This window comes from Paenibacillus sp. Negev47, from assembly GCF_058313655.1.
Genome location: NZ_CM177754.1, coordinates 5703189 through 5728738, shown reverse-complemented (window position 1 = coordinate 5728738; position 25550 = coordinate 5703189). Strand labels below are relative to the sequence as shown.

The following is a 25550-nucleotide window of genomic DNA, read 5'->3' as shown; positions in this document are numbered from 1 at the left end:
ATAAATTCGTCAGATTTGTTTCATTGTTTAAATGGCTCTGGAAATCTATAGTGTATATTAGAGGTGATGTAACCATGAAATCCAAACGTAAGTTAATGTACGGACTACTACCCATATTATTTGCAGGTGGCATCGGAATGTATCTATACATGCAGAATAACAAAGAAGCAGAAGCGAAGCCCCAGACTACCGTGAATCAGTACATAGAGCATCTGCAGAAAAAAGAGTTCGATCAGCTATATACCTTGATGACACCTGCTTCACTGCAAGAGTCGGGCATGAACAAAGAACAATTTGTTGAGAAATACAATGCGATCTATTCGGGTATGGAAGTATCCACCATCAAGGCGGAGGTTAAGCCTGTGGAAGTTACCGAAACGGCCGCCGATGGCAGTAAGACAGATGCTGAGGATAAAAACACGGATACGTATGAGGTGGACTATAACCTGCAACTGACAACTTTTTTGGGAGAAGTCAGCGAGACGCATACACTGAAACTGGTCCGACAAGAGCTTGAGGATGGGGGAAAAAACTGGCAAATTAACTGGCAGCCTTCGCTGATCCTGAGTGACATGATTAAGGGGAGTAAGGTACGAGTGAGGACACTGTTCCCGGATCGTGGAAACATTGTGGATCGTGATGGTTTGCCGCTGGCTACCAAGGGCACGATGAATGAATGGGGCATTGTACCCGAGAAACTCGGTGATAACCCGGATCAGATGATTGCCCGAATCGCGAGCCATTATCAGGTTTCGGAAGATGCCATTCACAAGGCGCTTGCGCAGACATGGGTGAAGCCGGAATATTTTGTCCCGATTGCATCCACAGAGGAGTTTGACGTGCCGGCGTCTTTAAGTGGGGTTACAATGCAAAGCAAGGAAATCCGTTATTATCCACTCGGCGAGGCAGCGGCGCATCTGATTGGTTACGTACGTAAAGCCACCAAGGAAGATCTGGATAAGGATACGGAAGGATATTATCGTGCAGAAGATTGGATCGGCAAAGCAGGTTTGGAGCAGTCCATGGAGAAGCAGCTGCGCGGTGAGCGTGGTGGTCTGATTGAAATCACCGATGAATCCGGTAACTCACTTTCTGAGCTTATTCGAAAAGATGCTGTAGATGGACAGAATGTTCAACTGACCATTAGCTCCAAGCAGCAAAAGAAATTGTATCAGACATTATCCAGCGGAGGAGACGCTGGAGCGATGGTTCTGATGAATCCGACGGACGGCAACCTGCTGGCGTTGGTCAGTGCGCCTTCCTATAATCCGAACAAGATGGTTACAGGACTTACACAGGCAGAGTGGGATGCTTACTCGGCGAATGAGAAGCTTCCTTTTATCAACAGAGTCACTACCCGGTATGCACCAGGATCAACCTTCAAAGCGATTACAGCCGCAGCGGGACTAATGGAAAAGGTGACCACAGCGGACAAAACACATGATATCTCTGGCTTGCAATGGCGTAAAGACGATAGTTGGGGCGGTTATTATGTCAAGCGTGTGAAGAGTTTATCCCCGGTGAATATGGTCGATGCACTGGTGTATTCGGACAATATTTACTTTGCAATGGAAGCCATAGAGATGGGCAGCACCAAGTTTATTGAGGGGATCCAGAAGTTTGGTTTTGGCGATAACTTTGGACTGGATGAACTGTACCTGAAGCCGAGCCAGTATGCTAACGAAGCGAATCTGGATCTGTCATCCGAGGTGTTGCTCGCTGACACGTCCTACGGACAAGGAGAAATGTTGATGTCGCCGATTCATCTGGCGTCGTCATTTACACCTTTTATTAATGAAGGAAAATTGGTGAGACCTGTCCTGATCGAGGGAAAAGAAACTTCTGACCCAGAGGTGGTTATTACTCCCGAAGTTGCGAATACGGTTAAGGATGCTTTGGGAGAAGTTGTCTCCCGACAGGGAGGCACGGCACATATCTTAAACTCAATACCTGGAGGACTCGCCGGTAAGACAGGAACAGCCGAACTGAAAGCGAAGAAAGGCGAGAAGGGGCAAGAGAACGGATTTTTCGTGGTGTTTGATACCGAGTCACGGGACTTCCTGTTATCCGCTGTGATTGAAGAAGTGAACGGCCGGGGCGGAAGCCATTATGTCGTGGATAAATTGAAGCCTTTTCTGGAAAAGTTGGAGATTAGGCAGTAGTCTGATGCAATCAATAGAATAGTTGTGCAATTATAATAAACAGCCCGGTCACCATCATGTTATGGTTCTCACATGTGACCGGGCTTTTTATATTATTTTATAGATATGAAATCATTTATTTTCTTGCAGTAATCATAAAGCGTGCCGAATTGGTGCGGATGCCCTTCTCGTCGTGGTTTTCTTCCACAAACTGCTGGAAGCGCTCCAAGTCAGTTTCAATTTCTCCGAAATTAGGAATAATTGGTGCATGGGTCAGGAGAAACATCAAATCTTCGGGTGTAGCGTAATGTTCCACTACATTATATTCACGGGCTTGAATGTCATGGAAACCTGCTTTTTGAAGTTCACGCTTGTACCGTTCCATCAATGTGCCAGGTCGAATGCCAAGGCTTTGTCCACGGCCAAAAGCTTCTGAAATGTTGGATTTATCGTGTTCACTGACCTGCTGGGTTAGAAATATCCCACCCTCAGCAAGAACTCTGAAGACTTCTGAAGCAGAGAATCCGGAGTGTCTGGAGGAGACCACATTAAAAAAGTTTTGGGGAAATGCCAGTTTCTCTGCATCCATATGCACAAAGCGTACATTGGGATGAGGGCCCGCAGCCTGAAGATTATGCTGTGCCGTTTCAATCATTCCTTGAGAGAGATCGATTCCCACTAATAACAAGGCTTCTTTGGCAATGGAGAGAATAGCTTCTCCACCACCCGTCCCAATATCCAACAATAGATCGGACGATCGCGTATGGCGAACAACTTCCTCATAGAAGTTCCATCCGACATTTTCCGAGACCACGTTCATAGAGCTGAAGTTCCAGCCATTCTTGCGACCTACTCGTTCATAAAAATCAGCATAGTTTATTTTGTTCTTCATTTTAGTATTCCTCCAATGTGAGTTTTTTTGAACAGGACAGGAGTGTTGTGCGTTATCATTCTAGTGTAGATGGTCGAACAGGATCAAAAGGACAGACGTGTCCCTTGATAGCTGGTACGCGTTTTGACCCAGCCCGACGACTACTTACTTCGAACAATTCGGAACAACATCCGAGTCACCTCACAGGTTGGAATATCACTAATTATATTCAATTGACAGCGTATACGCGAGATGTTATTTTGAGGTGGAATCTATTCTATAAGTTCGAGGTGATCGATGGTGACTATTCGTGCTAAGCAGATTTTTGTCAATTTACCTGTCCAAGATTTGAAGAAATCCGTTGATTTTTTTACTAAGGTGGGTTTTGAGTTTGACGCCAATTTTACGGATGAGTCCGCTACCTGTATGATCATCGGAGATAACATTTACGCCATGCTTCTGGTGGAGGAGCGTTTTCAATCCTTCATCTCGAAAAAAATCTCCAATGCTGCCGATACAACCGAAGTCATCGTTGCCCTGTCTGTGGATAGCCGTGAGCAGGTGGATGTGATTGTACAAGCTGCCCTAGATGCAGGAGCGAAGCCATACAACGAACCGCAGGATCACGGATTCATGTATGGATGGAGTTTTCAGGATCTGGATGATCACCTATGGGAAGTCTCCTATATGGATCTAAGTGCTTTTCCTTCAGAGTGAAAAAATGAAATGAGTAGAGCCTTCCTTTAATAGGAAGGTTCTTTTGCATCCACGATGACTGGTTCAAATATGAAAAGTTATCGTTACCGTTCCATCAGACGCTGAAGGAGATTTGGCCTATGGCTAATTCTCCTTTATTTGATTGCATATATTGAGTGTATCTGTTAAAATACAGAACGAATGTTCAGTATGGATGGAACGGAGTGAAACGAATGAATATGAATAAAAAACAACTTCAGACTGAGCAGACCAAGAAAAAACTTGCGGATGCTTCCAAAGCCCTTTTTGTACAAAAAGGCTATAAAGCAACGTCCATTGAGGATATTGTAGCTGCAACGGGCAGCAGCAAGGGCAATATATATTACCATTTTAAAAGTAAAGAAGGTCTGTTCCTCTATCTAATCGATGAGTGGGATCGGGAGTGGGAAGAGAGTTGGGCCGCTAAAGAGCATCTTTATCGCACCTCCACGGAGAAGATTTACGGCTTGGCGGAACAATTGATACTGGATGACATGAATCATCCTTTGACCAAAGCAGCAGATGAGTTCTTCACCGGGGAGAAGAAAGAGAATGATATCGAGGAACGAATTGCCTTGATGTTCAAGCGGCATCTTCAATTTAACAAACAAATGATAGAACAAGGGATTGAGAGCGGTGAGTTCAAACCAGACAATGTAGATCATCTCGCACTGATTTTAGAAAGTACCATTATTGGTCTTAGTCAGATGTCACGGGGTATGGAGTCTGACCAGGCCCTCGCTTTGTACCGTCAAGCTGCCAGTGTATTTTTGCACGGCATTGCAAAAGATAAAGATTAAGCAACATTCTGACAACTACGGAGGATGGAATCATGGCATTACTAACACGGAACAGGGGCGCATTGCTGCTGTTAATGTTTAATATTTTTCTCGTTTTTACGGGTATTGGTCTGGTTGTACCGATCATGCCTGCATATATGGATCTACTGCATATCACGGGGTTCACGGTTGGTTTGCTAGTAGCGGCGTTCTCCTTCACCCAGTTTCTGTTCTCGCCTCTTGCAGGACGTTGGTCGGATACCTGGGGACGTAAGAAAATTATAGTTGGCGGCATGCTGATCTTTGCTGTATCGGAGTTCATGTTTGGTGCAGTTAATGCACCGGTGTTGCTCTTCGCAGCCCGTATGCTGGGGGGTATTGGAGCCGCGATGATCTTCCCGGCAGTTATGGCCTACACCGCGGATATTACGACAGAGGAAGAACGCGGCAAAGGTATGGGATTGATTAATGCAGCCATTACAACCGGATTTATCATTGGTCCAGGAATTGGTGGATACATTGCAGACTTTGGCATTCGAATTCCATTCTATGCTGCAGGGGTTGCCGGTTTATTGGCAGCGATCATTACAATGATTATTTTGCCTGAATCGGCACGAAGCACAGGAGAGCAAAGTAAACCTGTGGCTGGCGCAGCGAAGGTTAAAGGTCCGGGTATGGTAACACAATTGCTGAATTCGTACCGTGAACCGTACTTTTTCAGCTTGATTATCGTGTTTGTTATGGCATTTGGTCTGGCGAACTATGAGACGGTATTTTCACTGTTTGTGGATCACAAGTTTGGTTTCACGACGAAAGACATTGCATTCATTATTACATTTGGTTCCATCGCGGGCGCGGTTGTGCAAGTATCATTGATCGGTTGGTTGCTCAACCGGTTTGGTGAAAAGATGGTCATTTCGGTCTGTCTGTTATTTGTAGCGGTATTTGTACTGTTGACCTTGTTCGTGCATACGTACTGGCTCATTCTTGTCGTAACCTTCATCGTGTTTCTGGGTATGGATATTTTGCGTCCGGCAATCAGTACGCAGATGTCCAAATTGGCACAAGAACAACAGGGCTTTGTGGCCGGACTGAACTCGGCGTACACCAGTTTGGGGAATATCGCAGGTCCAATCGTAGCTGGAGCACTATTTGATGTCAATATTAACTATCCTTACGTTTCGGCAGCTGCCGTTCTGGCAATCTGTTTCCTTTTATCCTTACGGGTACTCAGAGGGGTCAAAACGGTAAAACAACCGAAGGCTGAAATGTAATTTTCATTTTGGGAAATAAATGCATTAACCAAAGAAGTAGACTACACTTGGAAAAACATGTGCAGTCGACTTTTTTGATATTACGGTATTAACGGATTTCTCCATTCGTTTCAATCAGTTTTTGATACCAGTGGAAGCTCTGTTTGCGGATACGTCTCAATTCCTTGATATCGAATTCCTCACGGTCCACATAGATGAATCCATAACGTTTGCTTGATCACCTCAATTGGTCATAATAATAACAAAAAAACCCAAACTAAGGCTTAATAAACAGCCTTGGTTTGGGTATCGCCTGCTAACCAGTAACAATCCCGAAGAAGACACAGCTTCCTCTTTCAATTATGTCCACTATACCGCTTTCATAGCAGAATAACAATACATTGATTTCTGGAAATGGACGTAAAGACGTGGATTTTTGGTATAATAAGATTGCTGGAAGTGAATTAGATGGGCTGGGTTGCATAATAAGTTACCGAGGACGGTCATTTTTAAGCATATACAGGATTAATGGAGTGATAACATGAGCAAAGCAAAAGGAAAAGGCGGCACCGGCCGCGGTACTGGCAAAAAAGGCTGGAACCGTTGGCAAGCAGCTGCTAACCGGGCGAAAAGTGCCCCGAAGCCTTATAAAAGTAAAGGCACGAAGAAGAAGGATGATACCGAAACTTCAAGTGGCAAGCCCGAGTAAGTGTGGCTTGACGATGCCAGAGGAGAGAGCTGCCTGACTATCGGGTGGGTCTCTTTTTGTTTGGAATTATAAAAAATTAAATTGACAGTATTGTAGATCTGGTAATAATATAGATCTTACGCAAATTAGATGGTAGTGCTACTATATGGAGAAAGGAGCATCAGCATGCCTGTAAATATGGATGAAAATCCACTTGGGCTGATTTTGTCACGTACGTATCTGGCATATAAAAAAACAACAACCAGAAATCTGAGTGAACAGGATATTACGCCGGAACAATTTGCAGTTTTGAATGAATTGAGCAAGGCGGGGAGTCATATATCACAGAAGAAACTGGCCGAATTAACCGTTCGGGACCAGACAACTGTGGGGAAAATTATAGACAAGTTGATTCGTAAAGGTCTGGTGACCAGAGAAGAAGATCCGCAGGATCGCCGAGCGGTTTTGCTTTGTTTGACGGCGGAAGGACTGGAAATGAATAACGTTCTGACACCCAAGGCAAAACAACAAGAGCAAGAGGCACTCGCCGAATGTTCCCCTGAAGAGCTTGAAGCATTCATGAATGTGATGAATCGAATCTATGAGAAGATGAAATAAATTTTTTTGGCCAAATATGTGCATGTGCATATATATGTAGTGCAATTATTTTAATTTTAACCATTGGGAGTCGTGAACGAATGAAAAGCTTCAAAGAATTTTTGAAAGTACCACAGACGAAAATAGGATTGGTTTTTGCACTAATTGTTCCGTTGTTATTTGTTGTGATCTGGATGACGGGTTATCATCAAGCTACGGAGAGAGTAGATCAGCTTCAAGTAGCGCTGGTGAACGAAGATGGGACACAGGGAACAGAAGTGCAGAAGCAGATTGAGACGCTCGCCCCGTTCCAGGTACATGTGCTGGATTCTGCGAAGGAAGCCGAGCAACAGATGAATGCGGGTAACTATGCGATGGTTATTGTGATTCCGGAAGGGTTCGCTGACCAGATTGGTAGCGGTACAGAGGCGAGCTTGTCCTTTTATATCAATCAGGGCAATGCGGATGTAGCCAAATCCATTGTGGAACATGCTGCGACCGGAATGACTACACAAATGGGTCAAGGGATTCTGGAATCCAAGGTTCAAGTGACGCTCAATAACGATAGTATAAACAGCGACGATTTAAGTGCAGCCATTGGACAAGCGATGGCGAAGATGAATGAAGGGCCTGTGAAGGCTGAAATTAATAAAACGAACAGTGTGAGTGATTTTGCAACATCGATGCTGCCCATGATTCTGGGTTTTATCACCTACATTGCTTCAATGACCATGAATATTCAGTTCAATATTACGTCGAATATCATGAAGCGTAACCATTCCAAATGGGAAATCTTCTGGGGACGGCAAATGCTGTTATTGTGTATAGCGGTGATCGTTCCCCTAATTGTGGATACAGTAGCTCTTCAGTTCACGGATGTTGCGAGCTCCTTCGGCGCGTTGTATTTGTATCATGTGCTTGTAAGTCTGGCTTGTATCTGTTTTACACAAATGAGTTTTGCCCTGTTTGGCAATGCAGGCCCTCTATTTAATGTAGCGATGGTTCCGCTCCAGTTGATGACAGCAGGAAATATCATTCCAGCCGAGATGCTGGCTCCATTCTACCGTTATATTGGAAACTTCCTGCCCGCTTCCAATGGGGTACAGGGATTTATGCGTTTGATCTATAGTGGAGAAGCTGTGGGTGGATACGTGGTTCATCTTCTGTTGATCTCGATTATAACGTGGGGAATTACATTGCTGAGAGTTGGCATGCAAAAAGCAGGTAATGGACAAATGACGATGACGCCTCCAGCAACAGCACAGGCACAGCATTAAAGGGTATATAATGTAATAACACACAAAAAAGTGGTTCACGTATAGTTATATGCGTGCATCACTTTTTTTGCTTATCTTCTATAATACTGCTATTTATACACGTGGTAACTCAGTGTACTCCTGTAATCTTGTATGACGTTGATAAAAGGATAAGCTTAATTGAGCTTATTAATGAAGCTAAAATATATCAGAGGAGATTTAGTCCTAATAAATCTAAATGGAGATCAACACAGTAAAAGGTAGTCAATTTTCAAAATTGAATTTAATTAAATTAAGTGTTGTAATTAATATCTATACGTGATATATTATTAATCCGGCCAAGAAAACACGGTTTACACGGTGCGGCAAGCGAATAAAATAAGCTTCGAAAGAAACTTAAAAAAAGAGCTTGCAAAGTTGGTTCGGACATGGTAATATATAAGAGTTGCTGAAGAGAACAACGTTCGGTAACGAAACAAGTTTGATCTTTGAAAACTGAACAACGAGTGAGTAAACATTCTGCTTGCAGAATGAACGCGAAAGTTTGAGACAAGCCTTGGCTTGAATCGACTGGAGCACAAATGAGATTTTTAATCTCGTCAGATTCAAAATGAGCTTATCGCTCTTTTCAAATATTTGAGATGATTTTCATAGCGTTTAACCGCGCTACTGGGATTCATCTTTATTGGAGAGTTTGATCCTGGCTCAGGACGAACGCTGGCGGCATGCCTAATACATGCAAGTCGAGCGGACTTGAAGAGAAGCTTGCTTCTCTGATGGTTAGCGGCGGACGGGTGAGTAACACGTAGGCAACCTGCCCTCAAGTTTGGGACAACTACCGGAAACGGTAGCTAATACCGAATAGTTGTTTTCTTCGCCTGAAGGAAACTGGAAAGACGGAGCAATCTGTCACTTGGGGATGGGCCTGCGGCGCATTAGCTAGTTGGTGAGGTAACGGCTCACCAAGGCGACGATGCGTAGCCGACCTGAGAGGGTGATCGGCCACACTGGGACTGAGACACGGCCCAGACTCCTACGGGAGGCAGCAGTAGGGAATCTTCCGCAATGGGCGAAAGCCTGACGGAGCAATGCCGCGTGAGTGATGAAGGTTTTCGGATCGTAAAGCTCTGTTGCCAGGGAAGAACGCTTGGGAGAGTAACTGCTCTCAAGGTGACGGTACCTGAGAAGAAAGCCCCGGCTAACTACGTGCCAGCAGCCGCGGTAATACGTAGGGGGCAAGCGTTGTCCGGAATTATTGGGCGTAAAGCGCGCGCAGGCGGTCATTTAAGTCTGGTGTTTAATCCCGGGGCTCAACCCCGGATCGCACTGGAAACTGGGTGACTTGAGTGCAGAAGAGGAGAGTGGAATTCCACGTGTAGCGGTGAAATGCGTAGATATGTGGAGGAACACCAGTGGCGAAGGCGACTCTCTGGGCTGTAACTGACGCTGAGGCGCGAAAGCGTGGGGAGCAAACAGGATTAGATACCCTGGTAGTCCACGCCGTAAACGATGAGTGCTAGGTGTTAGGGGTTTCGATACCCTTGGTGCCGAAGTTAACACATTAAGCACTCCGCCTGGGGAGTACGGTCGCAAGACTGAAACTCAAAGGAATTGACGGGGACCCGCACAAGCAGTGGAGTATGTGGTTTAATTCGAAGCAACGCGAAGAACCTTACCAGGTCTTGACATCCCTCTGATCAGTACAGAGATGTACCTTTCCTTCGGGACAGAGGAGACAGGTGGTGCATGGTTGTCGTCAGCTCGTGTCGTGAGATGTTGGGTTAAGTCCCGCAACGAGCGCAACCCTTATATTTAGTTGCCAGCACTTCGGGTGGGCACTCTAGATAGACTGCCGGTGACAAACCGGAGGAAGGTGGGGATGACGTCAAATCATCATGCCCCTTATGACCTGGGCTACACACGTACTACAATGGCCGGTACAACGGGCTGCGAAATCGCGAGATGGAGCCAATCCCAACAAAGCCGGTCTCAGTTCGGATTGCAGGCTGCAACTCGCCTGCATGAAGTCGGAATTGCTAGTAATCGCGGATCAGCATGCCGCGGTGAATACGTTCCCGGGTCTTGTACACACCGCCCGTCACACCACGAGAGTTTATAACACCCGAAGTCGGTGGGGTAACCGCAAGGAGCCAGCCGCCGAAGGTGGGATAGATGATTGGGGTGAAGTCGTAACAAGGTAGCCGTATCGGAAGGTGCGGCTGGATCACCTCCTTTCTATGGAGAATCGTTTCCCGCGTGGAAACATTCAAATAAGCAGGTTCTTAGAACCTGCGACAGCGATTCATTTCGGTCCTTCACCTTGGTGTGGATGAAATGAAGAGCAAAAACACTCACTCGTTGCTCAGTTTTGAGAGCTCAAACTCTCAAACAGCTTGCTTTTGCATGGAGCTTGTTCTTTGAAAACTAGATATCGAAACGAAAGTAAATGCGAATTAGAACATTCCTTTTTAGCTGAACTTGTGCAAACAAGTTTCAATAAAAACGGTAGTTAATTGCTTTTGCGATGGTATTGAATCGGAGTGACTTTTGGCTTTGCGCAAGCAAAACAAGGGAAGCGAGCAGTCAAAACCGGAGCAATATGGTTAAGCTACTAAGAGCACACGGAGGATGCCTAGGCGCTAGGAGCCGATGAAGGACGTGGCGAACAACGAAACTGCCTCGGGGAGCTGTAAGCAAGCTTTGATCCGGGGGTGTCCGAATGGGGAAACCCAGCTGGGGTAATTTCCAGTTACTCACAACTGAATACATAGGTTGTGCAGAGGCATACCAGGGGAACTGAAACATCTAAGTACCCTGAGGAAGAGAAAACAATAGTGATTCCGTCAGTAGCGGCGAGCGAACGCGGAGAAGCCCAAACCAGAGAGCTTGCTCTTTGGGGTTGTGGGACGTCTCACATGGAGTTACAAAGGAACCGGTTAAGCGAAGAGGTCTGGAAAGGCCCGCCAAAGAAGGTAAAAGCCCTGTAATTGAAAGTCTGTTCCCTCCGAGACGGATCCCGAGTAGTGCGGGGCACGTGAAACCCCGTATGAATCCGGCAGGACCATCTGCCAAGGCTAAATACTTCCTAGCGACCGATAGTGAAGCAGTACCGTGAGGGAAAGGTGAAAAGCACCCCGGAAGGGGAGTGAAATAGAACCTGAAACCGTGTGCTTACAAAAAGTCAGAGCCCGTTTTAGGGGTGATGGCGTGCCTTTTGTAGAATGAACCGGCGAGTTACGTTCCCGTGCAAGGTTAAGGTGAAGAGCCGGAGCCGCAGCGAAAGCGAGTCTGAATAGGGCGACATAGTACGTGGACGTAGACCCGAAACCGGGTGATCTACCCCTGTCCAGGGTGAAGGTGCGGTAACACGCACTGGAGGCCCGAACCCACGCATGTTGAAAAATGCGGGGATGAGGTGGGGGTAGCGGAGAAATTCCAATCGAACTCGGAGATAGCTGGTTCTCCCCGAAATAGCTTTAGGGCTAGCCTCGGAAAACAGAGTCGTGGAGGTAGAGCACTGATTGGGTGCGGGGCCCGCAAGGGTTACCAAGCTCAGTCAAACTCCGAATGCCATAGACTTACTTCCGGGAGTCAGACAGTGAGTGCTAAGATCCATTGTCAAAAGGGAAACAGCCCAGACCATCAGCTAAGGTCCCCAAGTGTGTGTTAAGTGGGAAAGGATGTGGAGTTGCACAGACAACCAGGATGTTGGCTTAGAAGCAGCCATCATTTAAAGAGTGCGTAATAGCTCACTGGTCGAGTGACTCTGCGCCGAAAATGTAACGGGGCTAAACACACCACCGAAGCTATGGCTTGATGCTTTGCATCAGGGGTAGGGGAGCGTTGTATAAGGGTTGAAGGTGTACCGTAAGGAGCGCTGGACATTATACAAGTGAGAATGCCGGTATGAGTAACGAAAAGATCAGTGAGAATCTGATCCGCCGAAAGCCTAAGGGTTCCTGAGGAAGGCTCGTCCGCTCAGGGTAAGTCGGGACCTAAGGCGAGGCCGAAAGGCGTAGTCGAAGGACAACAGGTCGAAATTCCTGTACCACCGTAAGCCGTTATGAGCAATGGGGGGACGCAGTAGGGTAGTGACGCGGACTGATGGATGTCCGTCTAAGCAGTAAGGCTGATGTGTAGGCAAATCCGCACATTGTAAGGCTGAGCTGTGATGGGGAGTGAAAATTACAGTAGCGAAGGTCATGATCTCACACTGCCAAGAAAAGCCTCTAGCCAGGTGATGGTGCCCGTACCGCAAACCGACACAGGTAGGCGAGAAGAGTATTCTAAGGCGCGCGGAAGAACTCTCGTTAAGGAACTCGGCAAAATGACCCCGTAACTTCGGGAGAAGGGGTGCCCCGGTAGTGTGAATAGCACGAGGGGGCCGCAGTGAAAAGGCCCAAGCGACTGTTTAGCAAAAACACAGGTCTGTGCGAAGCCGTAAGGCGAAGTATACGGGCTGACGCCTGCCCGGTGCTGGAAGGTTAAGGGGAGTGGTTAGGGAGTAATCCCGAAGCTGTGAACCGAAGCCCCAGTAAACGGCGGCCGTAACTATAACGGTCCTAAGGTAGCGAAATTCCTTGTCAGGTAAATTCTGACCCGCACGAATGGCGTAACGACTTGGGCGCTGTCTCAACGAGAGATCCGGTGAAATTTTAATACCTGTGAAGATGCAGGTTACCCGCGACAAGACGGAAAGACCCCATGGAGCTTTACTGCAGCTTGATATTGAATTTGGGTACGATCTGTACAGGATAGGTGGGAGCCTTTGAAGTGTGAGCGCCAGCTTGCATGGAGGCAACGTTGGGATACCACCCTGATCGTATCTAGGTTCTAACCTGGTACCGTAATCCGGTGCGGGGACAGTGTCAGGTGGGCAGTTTGACTGGGGCGGTCGCCTCCTAAAGAGTAACGGAGGCGCCCAAAGGTTCCCTCAGAATGGTTGGAAATCATTCGAAGAGTGCAAAGGCATAAGGGAGCTTGACTGCGAGACCTACAAGTCGAGCAGGGACGAAAGTCGGGCTTAGTGATCCGGTGGTACCGCATGGAAGGGCCATCGCTCAACGGATAAAAGCTACCCTGGGGATAACAGGCTTATCTCCCCCAAGAGTCCACATCGACGGGGAGGTTTGGCACCTCGATGTCGGCTCATCGCATCCTGGGGCTGAAGTAGGTCCCAAGGGTTGGGCTGTTCGCCCATTAAAGCGGTACGCGAGCTGGGTTCAGAACGTCGTGAGACAGTTCGGTCCCTATCTGTCGTGGGCGTAGGAAATTTGAGAGGAGCTGTCCTTAGTACGAGAGGACCGGGATGGACGTACCGCTGGTGTACCAGTTGTTCCGCCAGGAGCACCGCTGGGTAGCTATGTACGGAAGGGATAAACGCTGAAAGCATCTAAGCGTGAAGCCCCCCTCAAGATGAGATTTCCCAGTATGTAAGACCCCTTGAAGACGACGAGGTAGATAGGCTGGGGGTGGAAGTGCAGCAATGCATGGAGCTGACCAGTACTAATCGGTCGAGGGCTTATCCAATTTGCAAGTTTGAATTCGCATGTTTCGTTTCGAATCTAGTTTTCAGAGAATGATCTCTGAAATGTAAGCTAAGCTATGCGTTTGGTGGCGATGGCGGAGGGGTTCCACACGTACCCATCCCGAACACGACCGTTAAGCCCTCTAGCGCCGATGGTACTTGGACCGCAGGGTCCTGGGAGAGTAGGACGCCGCCAAGCAACACAGAGACACACTTGAATGATTTCGAGTGTGTCTTTTTTTATTTTTATTACATTGTGTACAACGTGTTATTTTAATAGATAGAGAACTAATTACGTATGTGACAGAAGGTTTGCATCGTATTGGTTCCGATTTGACTTGTTATATACATAAAATACTGGCGTCCCAATCCTTAAAGCTGTGATACAATAGGTGAGGTCTATATAGAAACGGAAACACGCATAAGTACGAGGAGGAACAGTGAACACGATGAAATCAGCCCCGTTTATTGCCGTGGAAGGTCCGATCGGAGCGGGGAAAACAACGCTGGCAACGATGCTTTCCCATGAATTGAACCTTCCGCTGGTTAAAGAAATCGTAGAAGAGAACCCATTTCTGGCTTCCTTTTATCAGGATATCGACGAGTGGAGTTTCCAATTGGAAATGTTTTTTCTGTGTAATCGGTTTAAACAACTGGAAGACACGGGCGCTCACTACGTAGAGCAGAATACCCCTGTCATTTCGGACTACCATATCTATAAAAATATGATTTTTGCCGATCGTACCTTAAAGGGAACGAAACGGGATAAATACCGTCAAATCTATCATCTGTTAACGGATGATCTGCCGAAGCCCAATCTGGTGCTCTATATAGAAGCTGAACTCGAAACGTTGATGTACCGCATTAATAAACGTGGACGCTCATTTGAGCAGGACATGGACCCGGCATATATGGAACAACTGATCGTCGATTACAAAACTGGCATGGACTATTTGGCCAAAAGCTCGAATCCGCCAGTAATCATTAAAGTCAACGCGGAGCAACTCGATTTTGTAGAACATCCTGAGCACTTCAGGCAGATTGTTAATCAGGTAAAGGAGTATATCATATGAATAACTATGGCATTCCAACGAATGCATTAATTACGGTAGCAGGTACGGTTGGGGTGGGTAAATCCACGTTAACAGCTGCACTTGCACAGCGTTTGAATTTTAAGACCTCTCTGGAGCAAGTCGATCACAATCCTTATTTGGAGAAGTTCTATCATGATTTCGAGCGTTGGAGCTTTCATTTGCAGATTTATTTCCTGGCGGAGCGCTTTAAGGAACAGAAGAAGATTTTTGAACTGGGTGGAGGATTCGTACAGGATCGATCCATCTATGAAGATACGGGCATTTTTGCACAGATGCATGCGGATCAAGGAACCATGTCTGCTACAGATTTCGAGACATACAGCAGTTTGTTTGAAGCGATGGTGATGACACCGTATTTCCCACATCCAGATGTACTGATCTATCTGGAAGGCAGTCTGCCGTCGATTTTGAGCCGTATTACCGAACGCGGACGCGAGATGGAAATTCAAACGGATCGTTCGTACTGGGAGCACATGCATGAGCGCTATTCGGTATGGATTAACCAGTTTACGGCCTGCCCTGTGTTACGCCTGAACATTGATGAGTATGATGTGCATGATCCGGCATCGGTGGATGCCATTTTGGCACAGATTGCGGCTGTCATTCAGCCTTCCAAGGAAGCTCAAATATAAAGATAAGATGCAAACAAAGGCAAACATCCCTTTTACGGCTATTAGGCTGCTAAAAGGGATGTTTTTTCGTATCATGAGAGTGCCTGGGATACATTTTGAACAAATGCAACATCATTTTTCTAAGGGAATATGGAAATGGACACCCAATATATCTATTCTAACATAATGGATACATGGTCACTAAAAGTAGAAAGTTGTTGAAAAATAGGTCTTTTTGTGGTTTCATAGGAAAGGTGAATTCTGGAAAATAAGCATAAGCATGACTCAGGAGGGAAAGACAACGTGGAAGAGAAACAAGGAATTAAAATCGGTATGCCGATCATTGGTGGCTTAATTGCAGCCATTCTGGGAGGCATTGTATGGGCAGCTATTGCTGCAATGACCGAGTATGAGGTAGGGCTCATTGCCATTTTGATTGGAGCGCTCACGGGCTACGCAGTTGTATTGTTCTCGAACAAACAAATTGCGACAGTACATAAGATCATAGCTGTACTTTTTGCTCTCGTAGGCATTTTGCTGGGTAAATATCTGACGGTGGTATACTTTACTTCGGAACTGTTTGGTGATGTAAGCGTGATGGAACTCGTGTTTGATAGCGAGATGATCAGTGCGTTTGTGGAAACCTTCCAGGAGTATTTCAGTCAACCGATTGATTTGTTATTCATTGTGCTTGCGATTGTGTCTGCATGGCAGATTCCTGGCCGGATGGCGAGAACCAGCCCGGCTTCGGACGCGTCGTCATCGGATCACGCACCAAGAGCATAATTCGATAGACGGTGGACGCAGGAAGTGGAAGAAAAAACGTAGTAAAGAGCAATCTACTTTATGTTGCACTTGCCGTTGGCAAAACCACGGAGAACTCGTAAAGGTAACAATCGCAGATATTCAGAAAGTGCTCAGAGTGAACACCAATATGAGTTGTTCACATTGCGGCTGAGTTACTTGGATACATAAAGGGACGTGACGCCTGAGGGCGTACGTCCCTTTTGTATATGGGCGACAGTATTGGCAATATCGATATCGTGTCCATGATTATTGAAACAGCATGAATCAGATGTCTCCCTTGATGACAATGGCGTTGCATATGGAAATAGTGATGATTAATACTGCAATGGGCGCAGACAGGTCTACATTATTTGTTTTGGTCCGCAAATACAGCCATGGCATCTCTCATAAATACTGCCAAACCATCGCCAAATTGATCAATATTGCGTGTGAAGCGTTCATCGTCCACGTACATCTGACCGAGTCCTCTAAAGGCTTCAGGTGAGTAGTTTCCCATTTGGTTCAGCCAAGTGTACCACTCTTTGATGCCGGCCTGTGCCTCCGCAGATGCTGGTTCTGTGTGACGAAGTGCAGCCAGATGTCTGTAGATTTCGTTCATTTGATCGGATAGAGCCTTCTGCTTCTCGCCCGACTGACTGTGCAGCTTCTGGTTTGCCTGATCAACGGCATGATCTCCCCAGCGCTCCCGCGCTTCCTGTTCGTACGGATTCTGGCTAAAATCAAATCCTTCGAATTGTTCTATGGCTGTCATTTTAATTTCTCCTCTCACATGTAAAACTGTTTTATCAATGGTGGCAATCATCTGGTCCAAGCGTTGGCGCTTCTCCACAAGAATTAGTCGATGCATATTTAGCGCTTCCTCCGGATCGAAGGAGGGGTTGTTTATAATGTCTTTGATCTCCTTCAGAGAGAAGTCGAGTTCCTTGAAAAACAAAATCTGCTGCAACCGTTCCAGATTGGCATCTGAATATAATCGATATCCGGCAGAAGTTACTTCGTCCGGGGTTAATAGTCCGATCTCATCATAGTGATGCAGTGTGCGCACACTGATCGAGGCGAGTTCGGCAACTTCTTTTACCTTCATGGCCATGTGTGAAACCTCCTTACAACACCGATTGTACAGTGTCACGTTACGTGAGAGTCAACAGTTGAAAATGAAAAAAAACAAGATGCAAGCATGGAGGCTGCATCTTGATCATGGATTGGTGACTAGATGTGACTAGATTATTCTATTAGTCACTTTAAGGGGAGCGGATGCGCTTCTGAGTCGAAGACATAGACTGCCGCACCGGCGGAGGCTTGTGAGGCTCCTCTGTTATGGAGAGGAGAGCGAGCAGTTGTGTGGGCTGCACATATGCATTCGGTGCAGCCCACGGGCTGGCAGTGCAGGGAGAGCATGGCTACGCCTGCATCCCGCGCACTGCCGCAGCGAACTGCGAAGCCGCTGCGCGCACGTCAGCCGCGCCCGCGATGGCGGAGATGACGGCTACGCCGTCGGCTCCAGCCGCCATCACGGCGGCCGTGGTATCGGGCGTAATGCCGCCGATACCCACCACCGGAACTGCGATGCCTGCGGCGCGCAGTTCCGCTACCCCTGCGGGGCCCAGCACAGCGTGGGCATCCGCTTTGGAGCGCGTCGGGTACAGTGGCCCGACGCCAAGATAGTCGGCGCCCGCCTGCACCGCACGGCGCGCCTCATCCACAGAGTGGGCGGATACGCCAAGCATCCGCCCTTCTCCAATGCGGGCGCGTACCAGCGCCGCGTCCGCATCTCCTTGGCCGACATGCACGCCGTCGGCCTCCACCGCTACAGCCAGCTCCACATCATCGTTCACGATGAACGGGACCCCGTGCTGGCTGCACACCTCGCGAAGCTGCATCGCAAGCGTGATGCGAGCTTCGCCAACCAGGGCGCCAGTTCTCTTTTCGCGGAACTGGAACAGCGTGATGCCGCCAGCAATGGCCTGGCGCAGCACTTCCACCGGGTCTTGCGTCGTATTGACGCTGCCCATCACCAAATACACCTGCATCGCGCGTCGCACGGCTTCTGCATCCCAAAGGCGCATCACTGCTCCCCCCGCTGTCTGCGCTGATACGCAAAATGATTCGTCGGCCCATGTCCGGCCCCAATCCCCAGCTCATCTTCGATGGCTGCCTGAATGAATGCTCGCGCGGTCGTGACGGCAGCCAGAACCGAGGAACCCTTAGCTAACTCTGCGGTGATGGCAGCAGAGTACGTGCACCCCGTTCCATGCGTATGGCGTGTGATCACACGAATATTCTCCAGATAGTGAAAAGTCTGTCCATCGTAGAGCACATCAATAATCATACCGCTACCCTCATCATGGCCTCCTTTGAGCAAAGCATACGTCGAGCCCATCTGTACGATCTGCTTTGCGGCTTCTTCCCGGGCGCTCAGATTCGTAATGGACATTCCAGTGAGCAGTTCTGCTTCCGGAATATTGGGTGTTGTGATCAGGGCATGAGGCAATAGCTCCGTGACCAGCGCCTGTACAGCTTCCTGCTGAAGTAGAGGAGCACCACCTTTAGCGACCATCACGGGGTCGATGACCAGATTAGACCAACGGTATTGCTGCCATTTTTCAGCGACTAGCCGAATAATCTCAGCACTATATAACATGCCGGTCTTCGCTGCAGTTGGTTGAAAGTCTTCACCTGTCGAGTCCAGTTGCTGTTTGATACCATCGTAAGGGATGGGGAAGACACCCTGCACACCTGTTGTATTTTGAGCAGCAATAGCGGTGATGACGGTCATGCCATATACCCCAAGCTCCTGGAACGTTTTCAGATCAGCCTGAATTCCTGCGCCGCCCCCGTTATCAGAGCCTGCAATGGTTAGCGCTTGAGCAATGTTCATACTGCACCTCCACGGATCTGACGTATCTGTGCGTGCTCTGCCAAGAGTTCAGGTGTCACTTGTGCCAGTTGATTCAACAACTCAATCTGGAAGCTGCCCGGCCCCAGATGTGCGGTGTGCTCTGCCGCTAGTTCAGCCGCCACGCCATAAAAAGCGAGCGCTTCAACAACACTGCGTAGAAGATCGACTTCTAATTCCGCTATGGCTGTAAAAGCGCCAATCACTGAACTTAGCAGACAGCCAGCACCCGTCACCTGAGTGAGCAGGGCATGTCCATTACTCGTCAGGAAGGTGGATTGTCCATCGGTAATGATATCTTCTTTCCCCGTAATGACCACGACACAGCCGAGCTTATGTGCTGCCCGCTCCGCAATGCCGATCCGGTCACCCTCACCTGATCCTGCGTCCACACCTTTGATGCTCCAGCTCTCACCGATGACATTGGCGATTTCGGCCACATTGCCGCGCAAGACCGTGAGGCGGAGTTCACGAACGAGCATCTGAACGGTTTCTGTACGATAGGTGGTTGCACCTGCACCGACGGGATCGAGTACAACAGGCACGTGATGCGCATTAGCTGATTGACCAGCCAATCGGATCGCCTGAATGACTTTGTCATCGAGTGTACCAATGTTAAGTACCACGGCTCCTGACATCTTGGCGACATCGGCAACTTCCTCATGAGCATAGGCCATAAAAGGGGACGCACCAAGTGCAAGCAGACCGTTGGCTGTAAAGGGAGCCACGACAAGGTTAGTGATATTGTGTACCAACGGGTTTTGCGTACGAACACGTTCCAGATAAGACATATAATTTCCTCCTTGTTTTGTATGCTTTCCAGAATCCTCTGACTAAAAAGCTACAAACGGTTGTTTATTCCGATATAGCATGGCTCAGGTTCCTTAGATTTCTGAGATCGCTTCAAATTTTACTTACTCTCCGTGCAAATTAGTAAAAGCATCCTCGGCTTTCACTGTTTCAGGAATCAATTCGTTTTCAACGAGCCATGCACGTACATTCTCCCACGACTCCATTTCCTGCCGACCAAACGCTTGACCTTCTTCATTCATAAGTGGCAGTAAAATAGCCAGACTTTTGGTTTCGATCTCGGCGTCTAGCGGAGATGTTTCATTCTCATGAGCCAGCAGAATATTCAAGGCTTCCTCTGGGTGCTCCGTTACATATGTCTGGCCCTCCTGGATCGCTTTGACGAACCGGGTAAGCTGGTCCTTTTTCGCTTCAATGCCAGCTTCACTTGCGGTCAGAACCAATTCATAATAATCAGGCACACCATAATCGACGGGGTTAATCGATCTCATGGCATGTCCTTCTTTCTCCAGAATCAATTGCTCATGGTTAATAAAACCACCCATTATCGCATCCGCCTGTCCAGAAGCCAGCGAAGGAATCAGATCGAACCCGACGTCGACCAGATTCATGTTGTCGGGGTTGCCGCCATCGTGGCTAATCATCGTATGCACCATCGCTTCATACAGAGGAATGGAGGAATAACCGACAGTCTTTCTTTCAAGATCTTTGGGTGAATTCACGTTGCCATTCGCTTCGGTCAACAGATGCACCAGCGGATGCCGAACGACAGCAGCAATGGAACGTACAGGAATGTTCTCGCCACGCGCGAGCAATATTTGGGGTTGGTAGCTTAGAGCCAGATCGATTTTCCCGGCAGCAACAAGTTTGAGTGAATCATTGGTATCCGCAGGCATCTGAATATCGACATCGAGACCTTGATCTGCAAAGTATCCTTTTTCTTGAGCAACGTAGATGAAGGAATGTACTGCATTCGGGTACCAGTCGAGCATGATGGACAGTTTATCTTTGGCGTCTGATGCTGGTTCTGTTACAGACGAGTCTGTTTGCTCTGCGTTGGTTGCCGAATCTGTTGTTGTTGTGTTTTTGTTAGTACCCGTGGTGCTGCATCCACTAACAATCAGCAACAGGCTTATGAGCATGATGGGAAGCAGGGAATATATGCCTTTGTTATTCATAAATGAAGTTCCTCATTTCATCGTTTTGATTTGTAGAAAATGGACAGCAGCATGTTAACGGACAATGTGACAATGTACTGATTGAAGATACTGCTGAAATTGTGCATAAGGTATATTTTGAAAATCGTAACTCCTGTATTTACATCTAATTTCTGTCTAAGTTCTATCCAACTTTCCTTTTGGCTCCATGACGATGACGCCGTAAGCTAAACCGTTTCTCCAGCCAAGCAATCAGTGCAAACAAAATGATTCCCAGCAAGGATAACAGCACAATAGCGGCGAACATCGCATCCGTATTCATATTGCTGGACATGCGGCGGCTGAAGTAGCCGAGCCCTTTACTGCCACCGAGCCATTCGCCAATCGTTGCCCCAACCACGCAGTACACCACAGACATCTTTAGCCCCGAGAAAAATGAAGGGAGTGCCAGCGGAACCTGGAGTTTGCGAAAAATATCCCATTTGCTGGCGCCCATGGTGAGTAGTAGTTCACGCTGTTCTGGGTCGCCTTGGCGGAGTCCATCGTAGGTACTGACCACAATGGGGAAGAACGCGATCAGGAACACCACGGCGACTTTACTCCACAGCGTGTAGCCGAACCACAGGATGAATACGGGGGACAGGGCAATCAGCGGGATCGTCTGACTGATCACGATGAAGGGATATAAGGCCTTTTCAATCGAGCGATTCATATGCATGCCTGTCGCCAGCGCAATTCCGGTCACTATGGACAAGCCAAAACCAACAGCAACCTCCATAAAGGTAGCAGGCAGATGTATGGTCAGCAGCAGACGACGATGCTCAACCAGTGAGCCTGCGATGGCCGTGGGTGCAGGAATGATGAAGGAAGGCACCCATCCCATACGTACAATCGTTTCCCAGATCGCCAGTAAAAAGAGCATGAGCAGAATGAACAAACCATATTGGGAAAACCACTTCGAGAGCCACGTCTGGACGCTAACCTTATCGCTTCGCATGCAATTGTTCCTCCAGTTGTCGTCTCATCTGCACGAGAGCCGGTTCGTAGATCAGGTCCGAATGCCTTGGACGTGGCAAAGGAACCGTCATTTCCCACAGTTGCTGACCTTGTCCGCCTGGAGTTAGTAGAATAATACGATCACTTAAAAGCAATGCTTCTTCAATGTCATGTGTAATAAACAGGACGGTTTGGCCAAAGCCCTCCCACAGCTCCAACAACCAGCGATGCATTTCTCGTTTGGTTAAGGCGTCGAGCGCACCGAAGGGTTCATCCAGCAACATGAGCTGTCCGCCTGTAAGCAAAGTACGAAGCAGTGCTACCCGCTGCCGCATGCCACCGGATAACTCATCCGGATAGGAATGTTCATAACCTGACAGGCCGAACCTGGCTAATCCAGCCATGATGTCGGCCCGCAGCTTGTCCTTGTTCTGTCGACCTGGTGCCAACTCAGCAGGTAGCATGCAGTTCTCCAAGACGGTCCGCCAAGACAACAGGAGATCTTTCTGCGGCATATAGGCGACTCGTCCGAGCCGTTGTCCTTGCGGTACATCGGCAATGTCGATGGTGCCGACGGTTGGCTCATGCAAGCCTGCGAGCAGCTTGAAGAGCGTGCTTTTACCTGATCCGCTGGAGCCAATGAGTGAGACAAATTCTCTCTGTTGAACCTGAAGCGACACATTGGAGAGTACGGGTGAATCTTTTTTTTCGGGAAAAGCGAAGCTTACGTTGTGAATGGTTACATGGTTGGCCATCTGATCCTCACCCCCTTAATGTCAGACTGGTGAAATAACAACGACATCCTGTGCTCTGCAAAAGAAACAAAAAAGACCCACCCATTTCCGGAGAAATGAGTGGGTCTGTAAGTTAGATCCGCAATTTATCTTCACATATACATGATAAAATTCCGCTTACTAAAAGGCCGCTCCACTTCCCTCCGCTGGTATGATCCAGATCAGGTTCAAAGGGTCCGAATAGTCATATTCGTCTCAGCCGCAGGGCTCCCCTAGTGCAAATGTACAAGATATGCAGTTGTGTGTTCAGCATATATCACTTGAACATGAACTGTAAAGAGGCAGCATGATGGAATTGTTGAGGTGAATTGGAGTCAGATCCGAGGAGCGAGGTTGTAATCATACAAATTTCAGTTGGAATGAATTTCTTTTGTCCCTCGTTGTGCTTAGAACAATCGAACAATTTACCTCGGCTCAAGAACCCGATATAATAGGGATGGCGCATATTGGCCGGATCACAAATGCAGGTGGGATTTCTCCCTCCTAAGCAGAATGGGGACCCGAGTTGAAAACGTTCAAAAAAGTATATATTGAGATCACAAGTATCTGCAATCTGGCATGCAGCTTCTGTCCGCAGACACAGCGTGCCAAAGGATTCATTGACCCTGAAGTCTTCAACAATATACTGGATCAAGTTAAACCACATACCAACCATATTTATTTACATGTCAAAGGTGAACCCTTGTTGCATCCCAAAATAGATCTGCTGCTTGATTCCGCACATGCGAAGGGACTCAAGGTGAACATTACAACGAATGGTACGCTGCTGCCCAAGACTCAGCATAAATTGCTCGGCAAACCGGCGCTGCGACAGATGAACTTCTCTCTGCACAGCTTCGATGGGCATGAAGGTTCAACTGATCGTGACGGGTACCTGAGCAACATCCTGTCTTTTGTACATGAAGCGGTGAAGCACAATGTTATCATCTCATTCCGGCTATGGAATCTGACGCAGGATAACTTTACGAATGCTCAGATGAATCGAAATCGGGAGACCCTTGAAGTGCTGGAACGTGAGTTCAATCTGGACTTTCGTATTGAAGAAAAAGTGGTTCCAGGCAGCGGGGTCAAAATCGCCCCAAATGTATACCTGAACCAGGATCATGAGTTCCAGTGGCCGAGTCTGGATGCACCGGAAGATGACGGGAAAGGATTTTGCCATGCACTACGCGGTCAGGCGGCTGTGCTAGTGGATGGAACGGTGGTTCCATGCTGTCTTGATGGTGAGGGTGTCATTAACCTCGGTAACGTGCACGAGAAGTCATTCTCGGAGATTATTGAGGGTGAGCGAGCCAACAATCTGGTGTATGGTTTTTCCAAGCGGGAAGCAGTGGAAGAGTTGTGCCGGAAGTGCGGGTATCGTCAGCGGTTTGGAGCCTAGAATATAAAGTGAATACAATCATGTTTTCATAAGATCACGTTGTCTGTAACAGATGATGTGGTCTTTGTTGTGTATATTGAGGTTGTAAATAGAGCATATCCGAAGTTGATATCGGTACATAACAAGTAAACACGGGACCACAAAGCATGCTGAAACATCAGGTTCTATGCTGGGAAGTGTAAAAGTGATCTAATGATTATTCTTGTCCCCTTCCTTATTTGGTAGGATTAGGTTGTATTTCAGACAGAGGTGCACCTCTGGCGAAATTCCAGTACAAGCTCAGGCTAGTACTACCAAAAAACGAGAATAAGGGAGGAATAAAGTTATGAAAAAAATGTTGACGTTGTTGCTGTCCGCTGGTTTGGTTGCTTCCATATTTGGTGCAGTTCCGGCTGCGGCTGCACCTACGGTTGTAAATTCAACTATTATTGTTCCAAAGAATACGACCTATGACGGTCAAGGCAAAACCTTTGTAGCCAATCCTTCCACACTGGGCGACGGATCTCAAGCAGAGGGTCAAAAGCCAGTCTTTCGCCTGGAGGCAGGGGCCACGCTCAAAAATGTAAATATCGGATCACCTGCTGCCGATGGTGTTCACTGTTATGGAAACTGTAATATATCGAATGTGGTTTGGCAGGACGTGGGCGAGGATGCACTAACATTGAAGTCGGCCGGAACGGTCAATATTACCGGCGGAGCAGCGTACAAGGCCTATGATAAAGTGTTCCAGATGAATGCAGCCGGAACGATTAACATCAAAAATTTCCGTGCAGATGATATTGGCAAGCTGGTTCGCCAAAATGGTGGAACTTCCTTCGCAGTTAACATGACCCTGGATAACTCCAACATTTCCAATGTGAAAGATGCAATTATGCGTACAGACAGCAGTACATCACAAGGAAAAATCACGAATACACGGTATTCCAAAGTACCAACGTTGTTCAAGGGTTTCGCTTCAGGAAAAACGAGTCAGTCCGGGAATACGCAATATTAAGGCATTGCCACAAATACCCATCTGATGTACATTAGAAGCAATGAAATAAAGTGAACCGGGAGCTCAATGAAGTTGGGCTGAGAGAGTGGCCTTGTGCCGCTGACCGTACATCTGATCTGGGTAATGCCAGCGTAGAGAACATGGATTTACAATGTGTAAGGGT

Annotated in this window: 19 protein-coding genes, 3 rRNA genes, 2 pseudogenes and 1 riboswitch; of the genes and pseudogenes, 15 read left to right on the top strand and 9 right to left on the bottom strand. The window is 47.6% G+C overall.

All coding sequences use genetic code 11. The features are described 5' to 3' along the window. The first annotated feature begins 74 nt into the window (after positions 1-74). The gene (pbp4, locus tag AC4G47_RS25770) at positions 75-2162 is read left to right on the top strand and encodes a penicillin-binding protein PBP4(5) (RefSeq protein WP_491103414.1); all 2088 of its coding nucleotides are present in this window, start codon (positions 75-77) and stop codon (positions 2160-2162) included. A gap of 115 nt (positions 2163-2277) precedes the next feature. On the opposite strand, the gene AC4G47_RS25765 is transcribed toward pbp4, so the two are convergent. Further along, a complete protein-coding gene (locus AC4G47_RS25765; RefSeq protein ID WP_491103413.1) occupies positions 2278-3033 on the bottom strand; it encodes a class I SAM-dependent methyltransferase in 756 nt (251 codons plus the stop codon). Positions 3034-3312: 279 nt separating this feature from the next. On the opposite strand from AC4G47_RS25765, the gene AC4G47_RS25760 reads away from it, so the two are divergent. From AC4G47_RS25760 to AC4G47_RS25750, 3 genes are all read left to right on the top strand, one after another. Then, the gene (locus AC4G47_RS25760) at positions 3313-3729 is read left to right on the top strand and encodes a VOC family protein (protein ID WP_491106802.1); all 417 of its coding nucleotides are present in this window, start codon (positions 3313-3315) and stop codon (positions 3727-3729) included. Between the two features lie 218 nt (positions 3730-3947). Then, complete coding sequence (locus tag AC4G47_RS25755) at positions 3948-4547, top strand: TetR/AcrR family transcriptional regulator (RefSeq protein WP_458127153.1); 600 nt, start codon at positions 3948-3950, stop codon at positions 4545-4547. Positions 4548-4579: 32 nt separating this feature from the next. Continuing rightward, on the top strand, positions 4580-5800 hold the full coding sequence (locus AC4G47_RS25750; protein WP_458125350.1) for an MFS transporter: 1221 nt from the start codon (positions 4580-4582) through the stop codon (positions 5798-5800). Positions 5801-5888: 88 nt separating this feature from the next. Here AC4G47_RS25750 and AC4G47_RS25745 read toward each other — a convergent pair. Continuing rightward, positions 5889-6017 (bottom strand): annotated as a pseudogene (locus tag AC4G47_RS25745) (family 1 glycosylhydrolase); the annotation flags it as partial. A gap of 303 nt (positions 6018-6320) precedes the next feature. On the opposite strand from AC4G47_RS25745, the gene AC4G47_RS25740 reads away from it, so the two are divergent. The 9 genes from AC4G47_RS25740 (at position 6321) to AC4G47_RS25700 (ending at position 16338) form a co-directional block, all read left to right on the top strand. Further along, positions 6321-6488 carry a DUF3934 family protein gene (locus AC4G47_RS25740; protein ID WP_090904771.1) on the top strand — a complete coding sequence of 56 codons (168 nt, stop codon included), beginning with the start codon at positions 6321-6323 and terminating at the stop codon, positions 6486-6488. A gap of 165 nt (positions 6489-6653) precedes the next feature. Then, complete coding sequence (locus AC4G47_RS25735; protein ID WP_036605963.1) at positions 6654-7085, top strand: MarR family winged helix-turn-helix transcriptional regulator; 432 nt, start codon at positions 6654-6656, stop codon at positions 7083-7085. 80 nt (positions 7086-7165) lie between these two features. Next, entirely contained in the window at positions 7166-8341 is a 1176-nt protein-coding gene (locus AC4G47_RS25730) for a YhgE/Pip domain-containing protein (RefSeq protein WP_491103412.1), read from the top strand. A 661-nt stretch (positions 8342-9002) separates the two neighbouring features. Next, a 16S ribosomal RNA gene (locus AC4G47_RS25725) occupies positions 9003-10555 on the top strand. Positions 10556-10921: 366 nt separating this feature from the next. After that, a 23S ribosomal RNA gene (locus AC4G47_RS25720) occupies positions 10922-13849 on the top strand. A gap of 80 nt (positions 13850-13929) precedes the next feature. Then, positions 13930-14046: ribosomal RNA gene (gene rrf / locus AC4G47_RS25715) — 5S ribosomal RNA — on the top strand. Together the 16S, 23S and 5S rRNA genes form the textbook arrangement of a ribosomal RNA operon. 250 nt (positions 14047-14296) lie before the next feature. After that, positions 14297-14920, top strand: coding sequence for a deoxynucleoside kinase (locus AC4G47_RS25710; RefSeq protein WP_458125352.1), 624 nt, complete (start codon positions 14297-14299; stop codon positions 14918-14920). Further along, positions 14917-15573: a deoxynucleoside kinase gene (locus tag AC4G47_RS25705; protein WP_458125353.1), complete on the top strand. Its 657-nt coding sequence runs from the start codon at positions 14917-14919 to the stop codon at positions 15571-15573. The genes AC4G47_RS25710 and AC4G47_RS25705 overlap by 4 nt, the downstream gene beginning before the upstream one ends. Before the next feature lie 282 nt (positions 15574-15855). Then, positions 15856-16338: a hypothetical protein gene (locus AC4G47_RS25700; protein ID WP_491103410.1), complete on the top strand. Its 483-nt coding sequence runs from the start codon at positions 15856-15858 to the stop codon at positions 16336-16338. A gap of 367 nt (positions 16339-16705) precedes the next feature. Here AC4G47_RS25700 and AC4G47_RS25695 read toward each other — a convergent pair whose 3' ends face one another. The 7 genes and pseudogenes from AC4G47_RS25695 to AC4G47_RS25665 form a co-directional block, all read right to left on the bottom strand. Beyond that, a complete protein-coding gene (locus tag AC4G47_RS25695; protein ID WP_491103409.1) occupies positions 16706-17449 on the bottom strand; it encodes a MerR family transcriptional regulator in 744 nt (247 codons plus the stop codon). A gap of 310 nt (positions 17450-17759) precedes the next feature. Then, on the bottom strand, positions 17760-18425 hold the full coding sequence (gene thiE / locus AC4G47_RS25690) for a thiamine phosphate synthase (RefSeq protein ID WP_491103408.1): 666 nt from the start codon (positions 18423-18425) through the stop codon (positions 17760-17762). Continuing rightward, entirely contained in the window at positions 18425-19237 is an 813-nt protein-coding gene (thiD, locus tag AC4G47_RS25685) for a bifunctional hydroxymethylpyrimidine kinase/phosphomethylpyrimidine kinase (protein ID WP_491103406.1), read from the bottom strand. Before thiD ends, thiE begins: the two co-directional genes overlap by 1 nt. Next, positions 19234-20055: pseudogene (thiM, locus tag AC4G47_RS25680) on the bottom strand (hydroxyethylthiazole kinase); the annotation flags it as partial. The gene thiD and the pseudogene thiM, both read right to left, overlap by 4 nt. 114 nt (positions 20056-20169) lie before the next feature. Continuing rightward, the gene (locus AC4G47_RS25675; protein WP_491103405.1) at positions 20170-21243 is read right to left on the bottom strand and encodes an ABC transporter substrate-binding protein; all 1074 of its coding nucleotides are present in this window, start codon (positions 21241-21243) and stop codon (positions 20170-20172) included. A 163-nt stretch (positions 21244-21406) separates the two neighbouring features. Next, positions 21407-22219: an ABC transporter permease gene (locus AC4G47_RS25670; protein WP_458125360.1), complete on the bottom strand. Its 813-nt coding sequence runs from the start codon at positions 22217-22219 to the stop codon at positions 21407-21409. Then, complete coding sequence (locus AC4G47_RS25665; RefSeq protein ID WP_491103404.1) at positions 22206-22973, bottom strand: ABC transporter ATP-binding protein; 768 nt, start codon at positions 22971-22973, stop codon at positions 22206-22208. Before AC4G47_RS25665 ends, AC4G47_RS25670 begins: the two co-directional genes overlap by 14 nt. Before the next feature lie 160 nt (positions 22974-23133). Continuing rightward, positions 23134-23236: riboswitch (TPP riboswitch) on the bottom strand. Positions 23237-23517: 281 nt separating this feature from the next. On the opposite strand from AC4G47_RS25665, the gene AC4G47_RS25660 reads away from it, so the two are divergent. Together AC4G47_RS25660 and AC4G47_RS25655 are read left to right on the top strand one after the other, a co-directional pair. Next, a complete protein-coding gene (locus tag AC4G47_RS25660; RefSeq protein ID WP_264935381.1) occupies positions 23518-24393 on the top strand; it encodes a radical SAM/SPASM domain-containing protein in 876 nt (291 codons plus the stop codon). Between the two features lie 325 nt (positions 24394-24718). Continuing rightward, positions 24719-25387: a pectate lyase gene (locus AC4G47_RS25655; RefSeq protein WP_458125363.1), complete on the top strand. Its 669-nt coding sequence runs from the start codon at positions 24719-24721 to the stop codon at positions 25385-25387. The last annotated feature ends 163 nt before the right edge of the window (positions 25388-25550 follow it).

Excerpts from the sequence above, each read along its gene's own strand:
- pbp4 (WP_491103414.1), top strand. The coding sequence starts at position 75 with ATGAAATCCAAACGTAAGTTAATGTACGGACTACTACCCATATTATTT.
- AC4G47_RS25765 (WP_491103413.1), bottom strand. The coding sequence starts at position 3,033 with ATGAAGAACAAAATAAACTATGCTGATTTTTATGAACGAGTAGGTCGC.
- AC4G47_RS25755 (WP_458127153.1), top strand. The coding sequence starts at position 3,948 with ATGAATAAAAAACAACTTCAGACTGAGCAGACCAAGAAAAAACTTGCG.
- AC4G47_RS25750 (WP_458125350.1), top strand. The coding sequence starts at position 4,580 with ATGGCATTACTAACACGGAACAGGGGCGCATTGCTGCTGTTAATGTTT.
- AC4G47_RS25740 (WP_090904771.1), top strand. The coding sequence starts at position 6,321 with ATGAGCAAAGCAAAAGGAAAAGGCGGCACCGGCCGCGGTACTGGCAAA.
- AC4G47_RS25735 (WP_036605963.1), top strand. The coding sequence starts at position 6,654 with ATGCCTGTAAATATGGATGAAAATCCACTTGGGCTGATTTTGTCACGT.
- AC4G47_RS25730 (WP_491103412.1), top strand. The coding sequence starts at position 7,166 with ATGAAAAGCTTCAAAGAATTTTTGAAAGTACCACAGACGAAAATAGGA.
- AC4G47_RS25710 (WP_458125352.1), top strand. The coding sequence starts at position 14,297 with ATGAAATCAGCCCCGTTTATTGCCGTGGAAGGTCCGATCGGAGCGGGG.
- AC4G47_RS25705 (WP_458125353.1), top strand. The coding sequence starts at position 14,917 with ATGAATAACTATGGCATTCCAACGAATGCATTAATTACGGTAGCAGGT.
- AC4G47_RS25695 (WP_491103409.1), bottom strand. The coding sequence starts at position 17,449 with ATGGCCATGAAGGTAAAAGAAGTTGCCGAACTCGCCTCGATCAGTGTG.
- thiE (WP_491103408.1), bottom strand. The coding sequence starts at position 18,425 with ATGCGCCTTTGGGATGCAGAAGCCGTGCGACGCGCGATGCAGGTGTAT.
- thiD (WP_491103406.1), bottom strand. The coding sequence starts at position 19,237 with ATGAACATTGCTCAAGCGCTAACCATTGCAGGCTCTGATAACGGGGGC.
- AC4G47_RS25675 (WP_491103405.1), bottom strand. The coding sequence starts at position 21,243 with ATGAATAACAAAGGCATATATTCCCTGCTTCCCATCATGCTCATAAGC.
- AC4G47_RS25670 (WP_458125360.1), bottom strand. The coding sequence starts at position 22,219 with ATGCGAAGCGATAAGGTTAGCGTCCAGACGTGGCTCTCGAAGTGGTTT.
- AC4G47_RS25665 (WP_491103404.1), bottom strand. The coding sequence starts at position 22,973 with ATGGCCAACCATGTAACCATTCACAACGTAAGCTTCGCTTTTCCCGAA.
- AC4G47_RS25655 (WP_458125363.1), top strand. The coding sequence starts at position 24,719 with ATGAAAAAAATGTTGACGTTGTTGCTGTCCGCTGGTTTGGTTGCTTCC.